Origin of the sequence: Pantoea cypripedii (assembly GCF_002095535.1) — a bacterium.
In the GTDB taxonomy this organism is placed as follows: domain Bacteria; phylum Pseudomonadota; class Gammaproteobacteria; order Enterobacterales; family Enterobacteriaceae; genus Pantoea; species Pantoea cypripedii.
The window spans coordinates 406,584-422,098 of sequence record NZ_MLJI01000002.1; the positions used below are offsets into that span (position 1 = coordinate 406,584).

At 48.5% G+C, this 15,515-nt stretch carries 18 protein-coding genes; 8 read left to right on the forward strand and 10 right to left on the reverse strand.

Features of this window, described 5'->3' with window-relative positions; translation table 11 throughout:
- Positions 1 to 239: 239 nt before the first annotated feature.
- Genes umuD through HA50_RS23100 form a run of 4 tightly spaced genes read left to right on the forward strand, consistent with a single transcriptional unit; the run spans position 240 to position 2,930 of the window.
- A complete protein-coding gene (gene umuD, locus HA50_RS23085; RefSeq protein WP_084879157.1) occupies positions 240 to 659 on the forward strand; it encodes a translesion error-prone DNA polymerase V autoproteolytic subunit in 420 nt (139 codons plus the stop codon).
- Between the two features lie 2 nt (positions 660 to 661).
- The gene (gene umuC, locus HA50_RS23090) at positions 662 to 1,924 is read left to right on the forward strand and encodes a translesion error-prone DNA polymerase V subunit UmuC (protein WP_084879158.1); all 1,263 of its coding nucleotides are present in this window, start codon (positions 662 to 664) and stop codon (positions 1,922 to 1,924) included.
- The gene (locus HA50_RS23095) at positions 1,921 to 2,223 is read left to right on the forward strand and encodes a hypothetical protein (RefSeq protein WP_084879159.1); all 303 of its coding nucleotides are present in this window, start codon (positions 1,921 to 1,923) and stop codon (positions 2,221 to 2,223) included. The genes umuC and HA50_RS23095 overlap by 4 nt, the downstream gene beginning before the upstream one ends.
- Positions 2,224 to 2,249: 26 nt before the next feature.
- Entirely contained in the window at positions 2,250 to 2,930 is a 681-nt protein-coding gene (locus tag HA50_RS23100) for an SOS response-associated peptidase family protein (RefSeq protein WP_084879160.1), read from the forward strand.
- A 34-nt stretch (positions 2,931 to 2,964) separates the two neighbouring features.
- Here the strand turns inward: HA50_RS23100 and HA50_RS23105 are convergent, their stop codons facing one another.
- Both HA50_RS23105 and HA50_RS23110 read right to left on the reverse strand, forming a co-directional pair.
- Positions 2,965 to 3,585: a DUF2913 family protein gene (locus HA50_RS23105; protein WP_084879161.1), complete on the reverse strand. Its 621-nt coding sequence runs from the start codon at positions 3,583 to 3,585 to the stop codon at positions 2,965 to 2,967.
- A 78-nt stretch (positions 3,586 to 3,663) separates the two neighbouring features.
- A complete protein-coding gene (locus HA50_RS23110) occupies positions 3,664 to 3,990 on the reverse strand; it encodes an antitoxin YezG family protein (RefSeq protein WP_084879162.1) in 327 nt (108 codons plus the stop codon).
- Positions 3,991 to 4,391: 401 nt separating this feature from the next.
- Between HA50_RS23110 and HA50_RS23115 the strand changes: the two genes are divergently transcribed.
- Positions 4,392 to 4,793, forward strand: coding sequence for an H-NS family histone-like protein (locus tag HA50_RS23115; RefSeq protein ID WP_084879163.1), 402 nt, complete (start codon positions 4,392 to 4,394; stop codon positions 4,791 to 4,793).
- A gap of 249 nt (positions 4,794 to 5,042) precedes the next feature.
- On the opposite strand, the gene HA50_RS23120 is transcribed toward HA50_RS23115, so the two are convergent.
- From HA50_RS23120 to HA50_RS23135, 4 genes are all read right to left on the reverse strand, one after another.
- Positions 5,043 to 6,323, reverse strand: coding sequence for a histidine-type phosphatase (locus tag HA50_RS23120; protein ID WP_084879164.1), 1,281 nt, complete (start codon positions 6,321 to 6,323; stop codon positions 5,043 to 5,045).
- Between the two features lie 23 nt (positions 6,324 to 6,346).
- Positions 6,347 to 7,705, reverse strand: coding sequence for an MFS transporter (locus HA50_RS23125; RefSeq protein WP_084880155.1), 1,359 nt, complete (start codon positions 7,703 to 7,705; stop codon positions 6,347 to 6,349).
- Positions 7,706 to 7,811: 106 nt separating this feature from the next.
- A complete protein-coding gene (locus HA50_RS23130; RefSeq protein ID WP_084879165.1) occupies positions 7,812 to 8,621 on the reverse strand; it encodes an inositol monophosphatase family protein in 810 nt (269 codons plus the stop codon).
- Positions 8,622 to 8,747: 126 nt separating this feature from the next.
- Positions 8,748 to 9,728, reverse strand: a complete 981-nt coding sequence (locus HA50_RS23135) for a LacI family DNA-binding transcriptional regulator (RefSeq protein WP_084879166.1) — start codon at positions 9,726 to 9,728, stop codon at positions 8,748 to 8,750.
- Between the two features lie 670 nt (positions 9,729 to 10,398).
- Between HA50_RS23135 and HA50_RS23140 the strand changes: the two genes are divergently transcribed.
- Complete coding sequence (locus tag HA50_RS23140) at positions 10,399 to 10,941, forward strand: DUF3916 domain-containing protein (protein WP_084879167.1); 543 nt, start codon at positions 10,399 to 10,401, stop codon at positions 10,939 to 10,941.
- 953 nt (positions 10,942 to 11,894) lie between these two features.
- Here the strand turns inward: HA50_RS23140 and HA50_RS23145 are convergent.
- The 3 genes from HA50_RS23145 to HA50_RS23155 all read right to left on the reverse strand — a co-directional run bounded on the left by HA50_RS23145 (position 11,895) and on the right by HA50_RS23155 (position 13,003).
- On the reverse strand, positions 11,895 to 12,209 hold the full coding sequence (locus HA50_RS23145) for a DUF6678 family protein (RefSeq protein ID WP_084879168.1): 315 nt from the start codon (positions 12,207 to 12,209) through the stop codon (positions 11,895 to 11,897).
- Positions 12,210 to 12,321: 112 nt separating this feature from the next.
- Complete coding sequence (locus HA50_RS23150) at positions 12,322 to 12,633, reverse strand: hypothetical protein (RefSeq protein ID WP_084880158.1); 312 nt, start codon at positions 12,631 to 12,633, stop codon at positions 12,322 to 12,324.
- A gap of 136 nt (positions 12,634 to 12,769) precedes the next feature.
- A complete protein-coding gene (locus HA50_RS23155; protein ID WP_084879169.1) occupies positions 12,770 to 13,003 on the reverse strand; it encodes a hypothetical protein in 234 nt (77 codons plus the stop codon).
- Positions 13,004 to 13,304: 301 nt separating this feature from the next.
- On the opposite strand from HA50_RS23155, the gene HA50_RS23160 reads away from it, so the two are divergent.
- A complete protein-coding gene (locus HA50_RS23160; protein ID WP_084879170.1) occupies positions 13,305 to 13,586 on the forward strand; it encodes a hypothetical protein in 282 nt (93 codons plus the stop codon).
- A gap of 59 nt (positions 13,587 to 13,645) precedes the next feature.
- The gene (locus tag HA50_RS32190) at positions 13,646 to 13,837 is read left to right on the forward strand and encodes a DUF6404 family protein (protein WP_420851473.1); all 192 of its coding nucleotides are present in this window, start codon (positions 13,646 to 13,648) and stop codon (positions 13,835 to 13,837) included.
- 661 nt (positions 13,838 to 14,498) lie between these two features.
- On the opposite strand, the gene repA is transcribed toward HA50_RS32190, so the two are convergent.
- Positions 14,499 to 15,431 carry a plasmid replication initiator RepA gene (repA, locus tag HA50_RS23170; RefSeq protein WP_084880160.1) on the reverse strand — a complete coding sequence of 311 codons (933 nt, stop codon included), beginning with the start codon at positions 15,429 to 15,431 and terminating at the stop codon, positions 14,499 to 14,501.
- Positions 15,432 to 15,515 lie beyond the last annotated feature (84 nt).

Genomic DNA, 15,515 nt, shown 5'->3' on the forward strand with positions numbered 1-15,515 from the left:
GCGAATCGTTACGCCATTAAAGCGTACATCAATGTTTATGCTCATAAAATGAACCAATAATCATAATGTTAGGATGGGACAGCCTTTCCCTACGTTAAAAACAGCCATTTCCGGCCACTGCTGGAAACTAAATTCCCTTCTCTGACAATCTCTTCCTGAAAAGTAGCGTAACCAGACTTGATCGATCCCCTGATTTAATATTACTGTTTATATATACAGTATGTAATGAGATTGCCACCATGAAGATGTACCGACCTGCAGAAATCCGCGCTGTTTTGGCCCTACCCTTTTTCATTGAGCGCGTTCCCTGTGGCTTTCCGTCACCGGCGCAGGACTATGTTGAGCAGCAACTCGACCTGAACGATTTACTCGTTCAGCGGCCCAGCGCGACTTATTTCATTAAGGTCAGTGGTGATTCGATGATTGACGGCGGGATCAGTGATGGTGACATGCTGGTGGTCGACAGCTCTGTCAAAGCTGAACATGGGGCGATAGTTGTTGCCGCTGTTGAAGGTGAGTTCACCGTCAAACGTCTGCAACTGCGTCCCACCGTTCAGCTGGTTCCGATGAACAGCGCCTATACACCCATTATCATAGGCGACGAAGATCAGCTCGATGTCTTTGGTGTGGTGATGTACGTAATCAAGTCGACACACTGAACATGTTCGCCCTCGTTGACGTGAATTCATTTTATGCTTCCTGCGAAACCGTGTTCAGGCCAGACCTGAAAGGACGTCCGGTTGTTGTGCTCAGCAATAACGATGGCTGCGTGATTGCCCGTTCGGCTGAAGCCAAAGTCCTCGGAATAAAAATGGGCGATCCGTATTTCAAAATGAAAAATGACCTGCGCCGCCACAGGGTGCAGGTGTTCAGTTCGAATTACGCGTTGTATGCCAATATGTCGAACAGAGTGATGACCACGCTCGAAGAAATGGCACCAGCCGTAGAAATTTACTCGATCGATGAAGCTTTTTTGAATCTGACCGGTGTACGGAACTGTATCGGGCTGGAGCAATTCGGAAGAATGGTCAGAGAACGGGTGCTGCGGGATACGCACCTCACTGTCGGGGTGGGTATCGCACCGACCAAAACTCTGGCGAAACTGGCTAATCACGCGGCTAAGACATGGAGTAAAACTGGCGGCGTGGTTGATCTCTCAAATATTGACCGGCAGCGGAAGCTGATGGCACATGTTGCAGTGGAAGATGTCTGGGGGATCGGACGACGCATTGGCAAAAAACTGAACCTGATGGGCATCGAGACAGCGCTTGAGCTGGCAGAAAGTTCTGCCTGGGTGATGCGCAAGCACTTCAGTGTGGTCATGGAGAGAACCATCCGGGAACTGCGCGGCGAGTCGTGCCTTGCACTGGAAGAGTTTGCCCCGACTAAACAGCAGATTGTCTGTTCCCGTTCCTTCGGTTCACGTATTACGGATTTCATGGATATGCGCCAGGCAGTGTGTGCCTATGCTGAACGCGCGGCTGAGAAGCTGCGGGAGGAAAAACAGTATTGCAGGCAGATCTCCGTTTTCCTGCGTACCAGCCCCCACGCTGAAAACGAGGTGTTCTACGGCAACCAGATTACGGGAAAACTCCTCACACCATCAAATGACACACGTGACATCGTGCGTGTTGCTATGGATGCGCTCGATCGTATCTGGATAGATGGCCATCGGTATATGAAAGCCGGCGTCATGCTGGGGGATTTTTTCAGCCAGGGTGTGGCTCAGCTAAATCTCTTTGACGAATACAGTCCACAGGCCAACAGCGAGGCGCTGATGCGCGTCGTTGATGGTCTCAATCAAAGCGGGAAGGGAAAAATATGGTTCGCAGGACAGGGGATTCAGAAATCATGGGCAATGAAACGGGAAATGTTGTCTCCGGCATACACAACACGGTACTCGGACCTGCCCGTCGCGAAGTGACATTCGTACTAAAAAAGCTGGCGCAGATTCTGCCAACCAGTGAAACCTGCTATCTGGTCGAGTGTGGCGGAGAGCGCTGCATCATTGACGAGTACAAATCCCCTGGTGATGGTAGCAGAGTGTTGCTGGAGATATCCGATAATTATGAATGGGGAACGGTGCTTATTAACCCGTGGCGTATCGTCACTGATAGCGGTCAGGTCCTGGCGGAAGATATACGTATCGTGGGTGTGGTGACCCATGAGATAAAACGAATCAGTGATATCCCGCATCGCGCTGCCCTGCCGGAGTCTGTATAGCGCTATCCTTTAATCAGGAGGTGGCTATGTGTGGACGCTTCGCCCAGTACCGCAGCCGGGATGATTATTTTGAAGCTGCGGGTATCAGGCCTGATGAGATACTTTATGACCCTGAGCCAATCGGGCGCTTCAATGTTGCCCCCGGTAGACAGGTATTGCTGCTTAATGCCAGGAATGAAGGTCTATTCCTCGACCCTGTATTCTGGGGTTACGGTCCGGAATGGTGGCAGAAGCAGCCTCTCATCAATGCCCGCGGCGAGACAGCCGCCTCCAGTCGTATGTTTAAGCCGCTCTGGAGTCGGGGCCGCGCGGTTGTGCCCGAAGATGGCTGGTATGAGTGGAAAAAAAACGGCAACAAAAAACAACCCTACTTCATATACCGCGCTGATAAGCAGCCACTATTTTTTGCTGCTATTGGCAGGGCACCATTCAATGAAGATCATGGCCGCGAAGGATTCGTGATTGTCACGGCGGACAGTAATCAGGGCATGGTCGACATACACGATCGGCGTCCACTGGTACTTTATCCAGACGCAGTACGAGAATGGCTGAGTAATGAAACCCGTTCAGAACGTGCTGAAGAGATCATTCACCATGGTGTTCTTCCTGAAACAGCTTTTGCCTGGCATCCGGTGAGCCGGGCCGTCGGCAATATACGTAATCATGGCGAAAATCTAATAGCCAGAATTGAAAACCCGGAAATATGACGGGAGCCTGTTGAAACCTAACACGAGCACATGCTTAAGAGTCATCAGCCGGGCATACAGAAACGAAGTTTTCAGCGTTGGCCAACAACAGATAAACCGATGAGGATTTGTCCCCATCAGCAAGTTCACGACGCCATCCACACCGGTTTAACAGTTTATCCAGTCCTGCCAGGTTGCCAGTGAGTCTTGCTGTAAGGGGAGTAATTTGCTTTCCTTCATCATCGAACGCGGTATTTAGTGATGTTCGGGGCAGATAAATACCATTTACATTCTGGTTTATCGGTACAGCGTTGCGCCCGGACCACTCTCTGTCACTGAGTTGCCGATATACCCATTGCATTTGTTTTGCTGTTTCGATCGCATAGGTCAGACGGAATAAATCATTCTGCTGTGTCAGGTCGCCGGTGCAGGAGCGCCAGAGATAATCGATTTTATGCCGCAGTCTGGCTCTTGTGCCGAGCATCCTGCCCTGCTTCAGCAGCCATTGAATATCTGTCGCCACTTCACGTGGGAAACGATGTTGTTTGAGAGCAGTGGCCAGCCAGCGTGTCAGAAAAATATTCTCCTGAGACTCGGAGCTTATCTGTCCGTCATGCCTGGCCAGCTCAAGAGCAACCAGAGCGCACCATGCCAGATGCCCCGATTTCTCTGTCATCGATTCAGTAATCACACGTTACCCCTCCCTGTAATTAAGAACTGCTCCAGTATTGCCCCGACCTATGTGCTGATGGGTTTATTCATATTGAAAATCGATGTCTATATTTTCTTCAGGAACATTCACAGTAATCGAGCATCTGGTCCAGATTGCCATACCCCTGTTCGTATTTTCTTCGATAAAAATGCGCTGCAACTCTCTTAGTGCATCAGACAAGTCGGCTACGGCATGCGGGTCAGGATCAAACCAGTCTGGTTCACTATCTTCATCCAGATAATCGAATTCAAATTCACCACCCTCCTCTGCCGGAAACAATGTTGCTTTTACGTACAGCTCGGTGGCATTGTCCGGACCACAGCTAAAAACGATTTGCCCGATTTTCTGATACAAATCTTCAATCTGCATTGTATTACCTTAATCAACTATCTCTGTTGCCAGATCAATCTGCTTTTTATCGTATGAATGGGAGGGGGGTTACTTAATCAACGAGAACAATCGTTCGAAACGGGATTTTATCATCGTGAATGATTTGCGACTGCGTTAACAGTTCTGAATTATAGGGAAAATTACGTTTCCTTGCAGTAATTCAGATTATTTCTGATAAAAATAGTCCGGTTACAGAGTAACGAAGGTGATTAAAAGAACTCTCTTACTGATCAGGATAAAAATCAGACTTCTTGCCGCTATTCGCATTGCCTTCTGCTTTGCTGTAATGTACCAGGTGTATATAATCGAATCGAAGCAGTCTTCATAATCATGAGGACACTATTAGTTGATATTCTATAACCCAGGTTCTGGAGACGGACATGAGTGAGTCACTTAAGGCGTTAAATAATATTCGAACACTGCGCGCGCAGGCACGGGAACTTGCACTGGCTGATCTCGAAGAGATGCTGGAAAAATTCAGCGTTGTTGTTGCAGAACGTCGTGAAGAAAGTCATGCAGAAGAAGCTGCTGTTCGCGAGAAAGAAGAGAAACTGGCTAAATATCGCGAATTGCTTCTGGAAGAAGGTATTGATCCATCCGAATTGCTGGGGTCCCTGCAAGGATCAGGCAAACCGCGTGCTAAACGTGCCCCTCGCCCGGCCAAGTATAAATATACCGATGAAAATGGCCAGGAAAAGAACTGGACTGGTCAGGGACGTACGCCAGCTCCGATTAAAGCAGCAATCGAAAGCGGTAAATCTCTGGATGATTTCCTGATTTAAACCACTTTATCAGTTATGTGGTTAAAACTGGCCACATAGCTGATTTACTGTTCCTTCCGAGCGTACCTGCTTTTTTTTTCTGAATACCCTGCTAGCTGTGAAATTAACAACTCACCTGGCATCCTCTTTGTGTCCTGTCAATTCGCCAAATAAATCAGAAATGAACGCTGTAGCTTATCGAAATAAGTGAAGCCATCTGCTCGTTCTGTATGACATGACAGCAGGTAAAGTCCCCTGCTGTCCGTAACGCTACTGATAACTCACAGGCGTTATCGCCCTATGATCAAGATTTTTGCTTAACGCACTGACAGCAGTCTTCATCGGGCAGAGTGTTCCCACCGCTGTAATGCGGCAATCTGACTGGCTCCACTCCTGTCGCAACAGCGGGTGCGTGTGATCGATCGCCTGCAAAAGACGTAAATCATCAAGACTCTGTCCCTGGAAGTAAACATGAAGGAATCGCTCGCCACTTTTTGTATCGCGCCAGCGTTCGAACACCAGACTACTGCCTGGGGGAATATTCCCGCGCGTATAACCCGATAACGTCCAGCTGAATCTCATCAACGTTCGTACCATTGCGATATTCGTGTCATGGGCGACCAGCAGTAACCAATGTGTGTCAGGCATAACGTCATCGGTTTTGTTAACGCCCTGCTCAATCCCCTGCAGCATCGCATTCAGCAGAATCGATCCGCGTTTTTGCGCGGTGTAAAGCACGTCATTACTAAGATCATAATTGGCAGTTAACAGGGGTAAGACATCCGTGATTTGCTGAGACGAAGTGATATTGCCCCATGCCAGCTGATTCAGTGGCAGATTCTCATTCCAGCCCAGACGCAGGGTTTCCACCATATTGGCAAGCACACTTAAACCGTCGACTGAGGTTTTGCCACTATCGCTTTGTCTGATTTGCCACGGTTTTTCGAAAAATGAACAGTCGGTACCCGGACTGCACACTGCCACTTTCAGTGCCTGAATCGCGGGCTGCAAAGCCTGCTGTCGCGCCTTCAGGTTGCCAGCCGCAGCGCTGACCGCAGCCCGTTGTCTGACCGGATCGGTACGAGTCGCCGGAAACGCTTCAGTCTGAAACAACGGGTCGTCCTCCCCATCCACGCGATGAATTGCAACGCCACACCCCGGAAAAGCCCCATCAACCAGTGCCTGTGCCGTCGCACGCGTGCGTTGCAGCGGGCTGGCGCGCACGTATACATCATCCGGTTGCGGACAGCCTGATGTCAGCAGACCCAGATGACGATATTGCTCCCCTTCCCAGCGTCCTTTATTTTCCACCGCTGCGTAGCCATGACCGGTCAGTTCACCGTCATGTGTTGTCCAGGTTGTCCAGGCCCGATGTGTTGCGGCCTCCATATCTTTTCGGTTGCCAGGAGTGGGTGGACGAATGCCGTGGCGGCTCAGCTCCACCACTTTTTCCAGCTGATACTGCGCTTCGGCATACACCTGCGTTGCGCTTAACCACAGTGCTCCGGCAATGCACAGGCGTGCAGCAGCCTGATGTCTGCGTGGCATCATAATGTCTTCCTTATTGGGTGTAATTAAGATGAATAAAGGGTGCGGTGTTCGCTGGCGTTACGTCTGGCCACCATCACTGCGGTGATAAAGCATAACAACGCGGAAACGATACCGGCTGCCACCCAGAACAGGGACAGTGTGTGAAAGTCATAGAGTTTTTTGCCATTTTCAATCACCGAGGTTTTATCGATGATAATGCCGGTCAAAAACTCGCCAAAACCAGCACCAGCATAACTGACAATGCCAATGGTCCCCAGTGCAGCGCCTGCCGCCTTTCTCGAAGAGATATCCACGGCCAGCAGGCCACCGAGGAAACAGGTCAGTGCACCGATGGTGGCACCAAAAATCACCATAGACAGAATATCGGTATAGTAGCTGTGCGGTGACCACAACATCAGGGCAAATCCGCCGGTGTTCAGCAGGCTGATAAACCCCGCCATAATACTGCGATTGCGGGCAAAGAAGCGGTCCGATAGCATGCCCGCCAGGATGGTACCGATGATCCCCGCGATAGCGTTAACGCCAATGATGGCGGAGGCTTCAACTGTGGTGTAACCCTTCCCCTGTTGCAGGAAGAAGATCCCCCATGAATTCACTCCGTAACGGTCGATATACATAAACGCAGAAGCCAGCGCCAGCGTCCAGAGTGCCGGATTACGGAGGGCCATCAGTTGATTCTTCAGAATGGAGCTTTTCGCCTCTTCCTCTTCCATGGGTTCATTGCTGATTTCATGAATCGACGGAAAGCCACTGCTCTGCGGTGAATCACGCATAAAAATCAGCATGATCACCACTCCCACTGCACCCAGTGCAGCCGTTGACAGATAGCCCATGTGCCAGCCGTAGCCGGCGATCACGGCAGCGATGACCATGTACGTCATGGCTTCACCAATGTTATGCGCGGTCGACCAGATTGAGTAAAACGTGCCCCGTTCTCTGGTGCTGTACCAGCGTGCCAGTGATACAGCACATGGACCCACCCCCATCGATTGTGCCCAGCCGTTAATGCCCCAGAAAACAGCCAGCAGCATGGCGTTGGTGGTCATGCCCATCATCAGGTTCATACCTGCACTGAGGAGCAGACCAAGGCTCATAAAGCGCACGACATTAGCGTGATCGGAAAGGAAACCGTTAACCAGTTTGCCAATGGCATAGCTGAAGAACAGTGCGGAACCAATCATGCCAAGCTCTGACGGTGATATACCCAGCTCCACCAGTGCGCTTTTAGCAACGGTGAAAGAAAGGCGACACACGTAGAATGTTACGTAAGCCAGCGTCATGGCCAGAAACGTCTGCCACCGTACAAAGCGGAAGTGTTTATCATTGAAGGAGCCAGCGTGCTTCTCCGGGCTGGCACGGAAAAAACTGAATAATGCAGACATCATTTTGTCTCCGTCGGGCGGAGGCAAGACTGATTGCTGTATTTCATCCCTGAAGGCAAATTCCGTATTGTGTAGAGTACAGAATCAGGTGCCATACCCATGCAGGTTAAAGTAAGGGTTGTTTAACCCATTGTTGTAATTGTGGATAAAGCGATTTACTTGCCATTAATACCGGGTTGCCGTGCGCAATACCCTCTGCTGCCAGATAATTATTTGTGGTTCCTCCTGCTTCGCGCATCAGCACGATACCGGGTAATCCATCCCAGGGATTCATATGAGGTTCGTAGTAACCAATCAGGCGCCCGGCTGCTGCCCAGGCACTCATCAACGCACCGGAGCCATTGCGTACAAACATGCCGCCATGCTGTAACAGCTGATCGATGAAGGGCAGAAAATCTGATGATGAAACGCGATGCGAAGTCCCTACTCCCATTACCCCTTCAGCAACTGTAGTCGCCTGATGTGGCTCAATTTTCTGGTTGTTGAGCCATGCACCGCCGCCCCGCAGGGCATGAAACAATTCATGATGATTCGGGTCGTAGACTACTCCAATCACCGGTTCATCCTCGACGACGATCGCCAGAGATAAACACCAGGTGTGCAGGCCGTTGAGAAAACAGCTGGTCCCGTCAATAGGGTCAACCACCCACAGTACGCACCTGCCAGCATCAGCCGTCCCCCCCTCCTCACCAAGGAATCCATCCTCCGGAAAAGCCTGCGCAATACGCGATTTGACGAAGGATTCCACCTCACGGTCGGCACGGCTGACCACATCCTGTAAGTCACTTCCTTTGTGCTCAGTTTTCAGCTGATCCCGTTGCTGATAGAACTCATAAGCCAGTTTTCCCCCTGCTTCAGCAAGACTGCAGGCGAAGCGGTAACGCGCCTGCAGCGAATCTTTTTCATAGGCTGCCATAACATCTCCTCAAAATTGCACACGTGTGCAATATGCGACAAAAAATTAGCCCCTCAGGGCTGAAAGGAGTCTGGCGATAATTCAGGGATTAATCTGTGACCGAATCCGCATAAAACTAATTTTCCATTATGCACTATGACGAATAATTAGTTTCACCGGTACTGCACGATGGCGGGAAGGCAGGTCGAACTGAGCAATACGGGTTACCAGAAGATCGACCGCCTGCTGTGCCAGTCCGTCGGTATCCTGTTGTATTGTCGTCAGTTGATACGGGGCCCAGCTGGCCTGAGGAATGTCATCAAAACCAATCACGGCGGGCGATTTTTCAGAAGCATTGAGTGAGCGAAGACCATCCATTGCTCCCAGCGCGAGCATGTCGGTGGCACACAGCAGCACCTGGCAGGTAAAGAGTTCAATGGCGGCTGCGCGGCCTGCATCATACCCTCCGCCCGCTATAAACCGTGTGCTGACCGATAAATCGGGCATGGAAGAGATCAGCGCATTATAGCGTTCTGAAGTACTGAAATTACTGCGGTCCTCGCCAATAAAGCCAATATTATGCCAGCCCTGCTCCCGGCAATATTCGGCCATCAGCTGCATTCCCTGCGCATTATCACTGGCAACGCGATCGCAGCCTTTCAGATCAGCGTGGCGGTTAATCAGCGTGACCGGAATCTTGCGCGAGAGATATTCTTCTGCCAGTGACAAGGGGGGGGCGCCGGAGGTAATAATGACGCCCGCGACGTGGTAGCTCAGAAGTTGCTTCAGAGATGGCGCAAGCTGCTCAGGATCATCCGCGTTCATCAGTAATGGCATAAAGCCATGCAATGCAAGCTGATGGACCAGGGGAGTTAACAGCTTGCTGCGAAAGGGATTATCAAAGCCTGCTGTCACGATACCGATAAAGTTGCTGCTGCCGGTATTCATGGTACGGGCGATAATATTGACCTGGTAGCCCAGCTGTTCAGCGGCATGCATGACCTTGGCGCGTGTTTTCTCTGCGACCGAGGCGCCGGGAGTAAAAGTGCGTGATACTGCTGAACGCGACACCCCAGCCAGGCGCGCCACATCTTCAGCTTTAATCCAGTTTTTCCCTTTCTCACTCATCCTGCACGCCCGACATTGAGATTTACAGTTCACTAATAAAACAGAAGCCAATATTACAGGTAATTAACGGTATTCCCAGCATCTTTGCCCTGCCGGACGCTTTTAAACTACGATCCCGTCAGCAGCTTATTAGCCTCATGGTTGGAGTTGAAAGAAATATCAAGCAGGAAAGATTTTACAAGTCATAGTTACAACAAGCATTGATACTTACTTAAAATATACGGGCCTTCGGCCCGGCGGGGCGGCCTGTCAATGAGCACTCGGAGTTTCAGAACAGCCTGGTTCCTGTCTGAGAGGGGCGCAATGCTAAAGTCTTAGCCCGGGAGTTCAGTGTGGAGGGGCTGGGTGGTAGATTCAGATGTTCAGGTTAAGCAGATACTGCCGTTTGTTGTAACTAAATGATGTCTAATTTCCCTTCAGAACTCATCGATATTCACATCTGAAAGATATTCACCCTACCACTTCCCATTACGCTCTGCTCTACTACGATCTACCCTCGCCCTTACTCAAGCCATAAAAAGCTTCTCGAATGTCTCAGGGCGTGAAGCGGGCGTTCTTGTGTGGAGCATATAGTTTGAATATAGTTAAGCCATCAGTTGGAATATAAATTGAATAAACAATAATTATTCGTATAAAACCATAGCCAATCTAAAATAAGGAAGTTGAAAAGATGAGCAGGCGTTTAGGCAGGGATAATCGTACAAAAGTTCGTAACATTCCCCGACGTATAAAATCACTTAACCGTTGGGCTGAATCCTTTCGTAACCCAGAACGTGCAATTTTTTCAATAAACGAGCGATACTGGAATTTTAAAATTCCAGTAGAAATTAATCTTATTCAAGGAAAACACAGCAAACAAAAAACTAAAGCAGAGTGTGCACAGGCCTTGATTAATGCTTGTTCTAACTTGATACACGCGACAGCAGATTGCGGTGATACACCTCGCATTACTGCCGTTATTTGCCTTCCGGATATGTTTACCAGTGAAGTATGTTTATTTCGTTCTGAAGAATACTTTCAAGGCTTCATCGCTGAAGGTAGCTCTGAGAATGGCTCCTCAGTACTACTCAAAGAACGTAGCCTTGCCAAGGAATGGGGGCTAACCCTCCCGGATGGTATGCAGGAATTAGGTATTACACTAGATTACTATGGTGGTGACGATCAGGATGAGTGGTTTTCAGGCGAACGCTGGTATTATGGGCAATTGCTGTAATCGATGCAATTTGCTAAGCATTACAGATGATCTTTCATGCCCACTGCTACGCCACCTCCTGGCACATAGTTGCTCACTAAGAAGTTAGGTAGGGCCGCGATAAGCGAGGGCGGAAGTTTGCATTTGCCCTGTATGCTGATGGTGTCTGTACTATTCCTTTGTATTTCACATGGAACAGAACAGTGAAGTTTCCAGCATTCAGGACGATAATCATTAAAAATTTTGCATCTACTGTTTAAAAAATGGCACTTAGAACGATTTATAGGCATTTTCACAAAGTTTGGAAGGATACACCGTATGGACCTCTGAGTGATGCTCAACTTGCCGGTATCGCTCTAGATTGCGGCCGTGATGAAATCGCTGCAATTCACTTCGGTTTGAAACTGTTCAGGTCAGAACTTGCTGGTTGTCCTGAATGGGATTTTGACATGAAATATCAGTTGTGGGGATCTATTGATACTTTTAAGCGCCTCTTGACGCAAATAGAACAGTTGCACAAATAGGATCTGAAATTAAGTGTGAGGGAATGTGACTACATTTAGTGTTCTTCTAGAAACTCCGCAAACGTAACCAAGCCTGGATATCAAAGCAATTGCAACGTGCACGAGAAGACGGAATGCCGTTAAGTTTCTTTATTAACTTTCCTTCAATACGCGCGGCTGCATATAATGGTGAACGCCTCAAGCCGGACTGGAATCGCGCATTGTTTCATCAGGGGTGGGGAGAGGTGCCTATTGTTGAGTCAAATGGCTCTGTTTATTAGTTTGTGGGGTTTGGTAAGGAAGAGTTGCCTGAAGAATTGATGCCGCTGTGGGAAAATGCCCGACAGCATTGAGTTTGATTTAATGGCTTTCAGTGTAACTCTTCTTCCACGTAATAGAGAGTGAGGTGCTGAGGCCAACTCTTCGCTAAGAGGAGAATAATCCTGTAAGTCATTGAACGATTTTGTCCAGTTAAAGATAATCAACATTGCTGACCGAATCTGCGTATCCCAAAATCCTATAACCGGTTGAAGTCTCCATTCCAGGGAGATGAATAGCCTGAAGAATAGTGCCTACCGTTGCATGCTGTTCGACTGAATTTGTCAAAATATCAAGGTACTGAATATCCAAATAGCCGCCTTCACTGAAATGGTAAAACCACTCGCTATCAACTGCGGATTCATAGCCATTGAGAAAAGTGATTTTCCATAAGGGAGGTGATTCAATGCTAACCATTGCCATGCGGATCTCATTCCATTTTGTATTATTCATGCAGCTATAAAGCATTCGAACCTTCCTAGACCTGCTCTTGACAGATTAACACGCTACATGGATAACGACGTCAACATATGGCACGAAGCAGCCCACAACAACTATTCTTGAATATCAAGAATGATACTTAGTCAAATGTTGCAGATGGCTTTTCGTTCTCTGGTGACCAATAGCCACCACTGCCATGGTATGTCTCAGCTCCTAATACAAACTGAGTACCGCAATGCTTACATCCAAAATGATAATCAACTATATCGCCCCATATCATCTTTTCAGCACACTCATTAAAGCTATATTGGTTCCATTCATCAGTTGCTTCAATCTCGGTTAAAATCCCTTCGTTAAGCGCATGCTTCGCAATACGAATTGCCTTGCGTAAGTGTTCAGGATGACGGATGACGTATTTGACACATAGATCCTGACAGTGCTCACAACTCATCAAAAATCCCTCCATAATGATAATTTCTTGCCAAGGTTTAGCCTGCTCACACAATATAACGCATGGTAATTGTTTCCTTCCTAAAAGACATTAGCTATGTCCACATATGGCACACAGGAGACGTTCAGGTCCATCATTACGCCTGCTTTGCTGGCGGAAGCAATTTTTTCGCTTCGATAATGAGCTTTTCAATCTCTTCCAGAGGTATGCTTCCTTCGTAGCATGAGAAAAAAAACTCGTGAGTTACATCGGAATAGAAGACTTCAGCGATTTGCCTGAGTGGGGATGTTCCAGCCTCAGACAGTTCGAGGTACATACCATCACGGATGATGTCGCTTCCACGGACCAGGTTATATTTAGTCTTAGCCATTTAGTTAACTTTCCATTTTTCATGTTAATGATGCCTCTGGTCGAACTCCATGAAACCTAATGTATATCCCAGAAGGTAGCTTGCACAGGCCCGCATAGAGCAAGCTGTGGGCATTTTATGATTAATCTCAGCCTTTCTGACGAGTATTTTACTCGTCTTAATTCGGCACTTATCAATACGCTGGACATAACATCCCTGTTTCGCGCCTCACGTCAGAAGCTACAGCAATATTGCATAATGTCTTTTATAAGCGCCGGTTTTATGTTTTCCTGTTTTTATTCATCGCAATAAGGACATCAGCATGAAAATTTACTGGTCACTCAGAAGCATTCCTGAACTTTCACAACTGCCATCAAAAGAGTGTGGCAAACGTTGGAATGAAGTCTATACCTCTACCTTCCGGCACTGGGAAACGTGGGCCGGGCTGGCACTCTGTGCACTCTTATCCGGCATGGGTGTAAAATTTTTTGGTATACCGGGTGTTATCATCATGGGAGCGATTGCTGGATTTCTTTACAGCCAGGTCGTTATTCATGTTGCACGCAAATATTACAGAAAACGCTTACTGGGTGAATCAGTCTGATACCTCAGGCTGAACCTTGAAAATCATACAGGGCAACAGGCAGAATCAGGGAGGATGAGATGAAGCATTATGTGATTGAGTTCGTCTTTAGCGCCGTATGCTTCTCGGTATTGTGGGGCATGTCCATGTGGTTCGCACAGTGGAAAAAAGCCGGTTTTTCATCACGAAAAGCTACCTGCATATCTTTAATTACAGGTCTGCTTTACGCATCTGGATTTCTTCTACTTAGGTATGTCAGGCACCATTTTTAATATAAAAATTCTATCAGGAACCACCAGCAGCACACTCTGCAAGCTTCTCAATCACAGATTTTGGATCAGCAGATAAATACTCCATTACGTTTAACCATATGATTTTATGTTTGTCGAATCCGCGATGAAAGAATTGATACCGAAGGCCTGGGGCACAGACGAGAAGAGCAGGAGAGCGTGCTATCAGTATCTCTATATCTGACTCCGTATCGTCAGCAATAACTTTCCATTCAAGACCCAACCGGTCCACCTCGCTCTGAAGACTCTGGATGTATTTCCTGGTAAAAGCGTATGGGAAAAACCCTTTCTGTAAAGGTGAACGACCTAATGTCGGGCTGGGACTATGAATAAAGTAAATGGTTTTTTTGGTCATGTCTTTATACTACATCGAGCCCCCTTTTTCATCCCACTGAAAATTGATTCTTCTATAGATATTTTCTTTTACTGACCACTGGTCAGGAATGTATTGCTGTTAAGCGTTAAAATGGATGCAGGAAGCCAGCTCTCATCATTTGCAGGTAGCTGTGGATAGAAAGTTTCTCAAGGACATCATCCCAGGATACATCCCAAAAGAGGCTCAGGACTGGCAGGTCAGTCAACTTTCCATAGCTGCACCAGCAACATCACCGCCAGTTAAGGCGGTACAATGAAAATTGAAAATTTAATAAACTGAATCAGAAACGCTGGCTTCGTGCGAAACCCCAAGCTCCAGATAATTCAGATTCAGCCAGACCAGGCGATCAAAGCTGTCACTATCCATATTGAACAGCTCATGATTTGGCAGCGTCCTGATAAGCCAGGAAGACATGACATGCCTCCTCTCATCCAGAGGCAGCAAAGCCAGACGTTTTCTTTGTTTCCCTCGCACCACATTCTTACGCCGCTGGCGAAGCGTGTTTATCCGAGCATTTTCATACCAGTGATTACGCGCTTCCCGAACAGAAGCCATCGTACCGGGTTCAGCATGGGTCTGCCCTTCTGTTTCCAGCCTGGCATTACGCTGTGCCAGTAACTTATCTATATTCACACCACATAACTGCCAGAAGCGTTCGGTCAGCCTGATGTGTCGGGGCATCCAGTACTTTTCTACCGGATCCCACTCAAGATCCGGTATTTCGATGATCCCGAACCTGGCGAGTTCCGGTAACAGTCGGGACAGACGTGATGGCTCTACCCGGGTCTCAGGAATGATGTTGCCGTCCTCATCCTTTGCACTCAGTTCTGCCGCCAGTCGGCCTACATTTGCCGTCACTATCCAGGTTGCCAGATCCGCGCGCTGGACCAGCAACGGGAAGATAGCGTCAATCAGCGCCTGCCGCTCTGGTCTGAAATTACGCACCCGTCCCACCGCTTTGCGCAGAAAGACGAAATAGGGATCGAGAGATACCCTTCTGCGCAGCCGCCGGATCCCGGTCACTTTATCCCTGATAACCAGCTGCCGCATGGCATGCCCCAGTTCACCCGGAAGGGGGCGGTAATCTTTTGGCGCAAACCATTCAGGATGCGGACACTTGCAGGTTGTTGAATGCATTCCCCGATGGCGGCGATCTGCACGCTTCCAGATCTGCCGGGCAGTATTTAACTTATCCACCATAACCTGCACTTACGCCGCTCAACAGCAGCGTGCACAGAAAATATTCCATTTTTCCGGTCATAATTTTATACTCTGCGCACAGGG

What these genes read in the sequence shown, in the direction of transcription:
- HA50_RS23110 (WP_084879162.1), bottom strand. Translation starts at nt 3,990, where the DNA reads ATGCAGATTGAAGATTTGTATCAGAAAATCGGGCAAATCGTTTTTAGC.
- umuC (WP_084879158.1), top strand. Translation starts at nt 662, where the DNA reads ATGTTCGCCCTCGTTGACGTGAATTCATTTTATGCTTCCTGCGAAACC.
- HA50_RS23160 (WP_084879170.1), top strand. Translation starts at nt 13,305, where the DNA reads ATGAAAATTTACTGGTCACTCAGAAGCATTCCTGAACTTTCACAACTG.
- HA50_RS23150 (WP_084880158.1), bottom strand. Translation starts at nt 12,633, where the DNA reads ATGAGTTGTGAGCACTGTCAGGATCTATGTGTCAAATACGTCATCCGT.
- HA50_RS23155 (WP_084879169.1), bottom strand. Translation starts at nt 13,003, where the DNA reads ATGGCTAAGACTAAATATAACCTGGTCCGTGGAAGCGACATCATCCGT.
- HA50_RS23135 (WP_084879166.1), bottom strand. Translation starts at nt 9,728, where the DNA reads ATGAGTGAGAAAGGGAAAAACTGGATTAAAGCTGAAGATGTGGCGCGC.
- HA50_RS32190 (WP_420851473.1), top strand. Translation starts at nt 13,646, where the DNA reads ATGAAGCATTATGTGATTGAGTTCGTCTTTAGCGCCGTATGCTTCTCG.
- HA50_RS23120 (WP_084879164.1), bottom strand. Translation starts at nt 6,323, where the DNA reads ATGATGCCACGCAGACATCAGGCTGCTGCACGCCTGTGCATTGCCGGA.
- umuD (WP_084879157.1), top strand. Translation starts at nt 240, where the DNA reads ATGAAGATGTACCGACCTGCAGAAATCCGCGCTGTTTTGGCCCTACCC.
- HA50_RS23115 (WP_084879163.1), top strand. Translation starts at nt 4,392, where the DNA reads ATGAGTGAGTCACTTAAGGCGTTAAATAATATTCGAACACTGCGCGCG.
- HA50_RS23100 (WP_084879160.1), top strand. Translation starts at nt 2,250, where the DNA reads ATGTGTGGACGCTTCGCCCAGTACCGCAGCCGGGATGATTATTTTGAA.
- HA50_RS23105 (WP_084879161.1), bottom strand. Translation starts at nt 3,585, where the DNA reads ATGACAGAGAAATCGGGGCATCTGGCATGGTGCGCTCTGGTTGCTCTT.
- HA50_RS23145 (WP_084879168.1), bottom strand. Translation starts at nt 12,209, where the DNA reads ATGCTTTATAGCTGCATGAATAATACAAAATGGAATGAGATCCGCATG.
- repA (WP_084880160.1), bottom strand. Translation starts at nt 15,431, where the DNA reads ATGGTGGATAAGTTAAATACTGCCCGGCAGATCTGGAAGCGTGCAGAT.
- HA50_RS23125 (WP_084880155.1), bottom strand. Translation starts at nt 7,705, where the DNA reads ATGTCTGCATTATTCAGTTTTTTCCGTGCCAGCCCGGAGAAGCACGCT.
- HA50_RS23140 (WP_084879167.1), top strand. Translation starts at nt 10,399, where the DNA reads ATGAGCAGGCGTTTAGGCAGGGATAATCGTACAAAAGTTCGTAACATT.
- HA50_RS23130 (WP_084879165.1), bottom strand. Translation starts at nt 8,621, where the DNA reads ATGGCAGCCTATGAAAAAGATTCGCTGCAGGCGCGTTACCGCTTCGCC.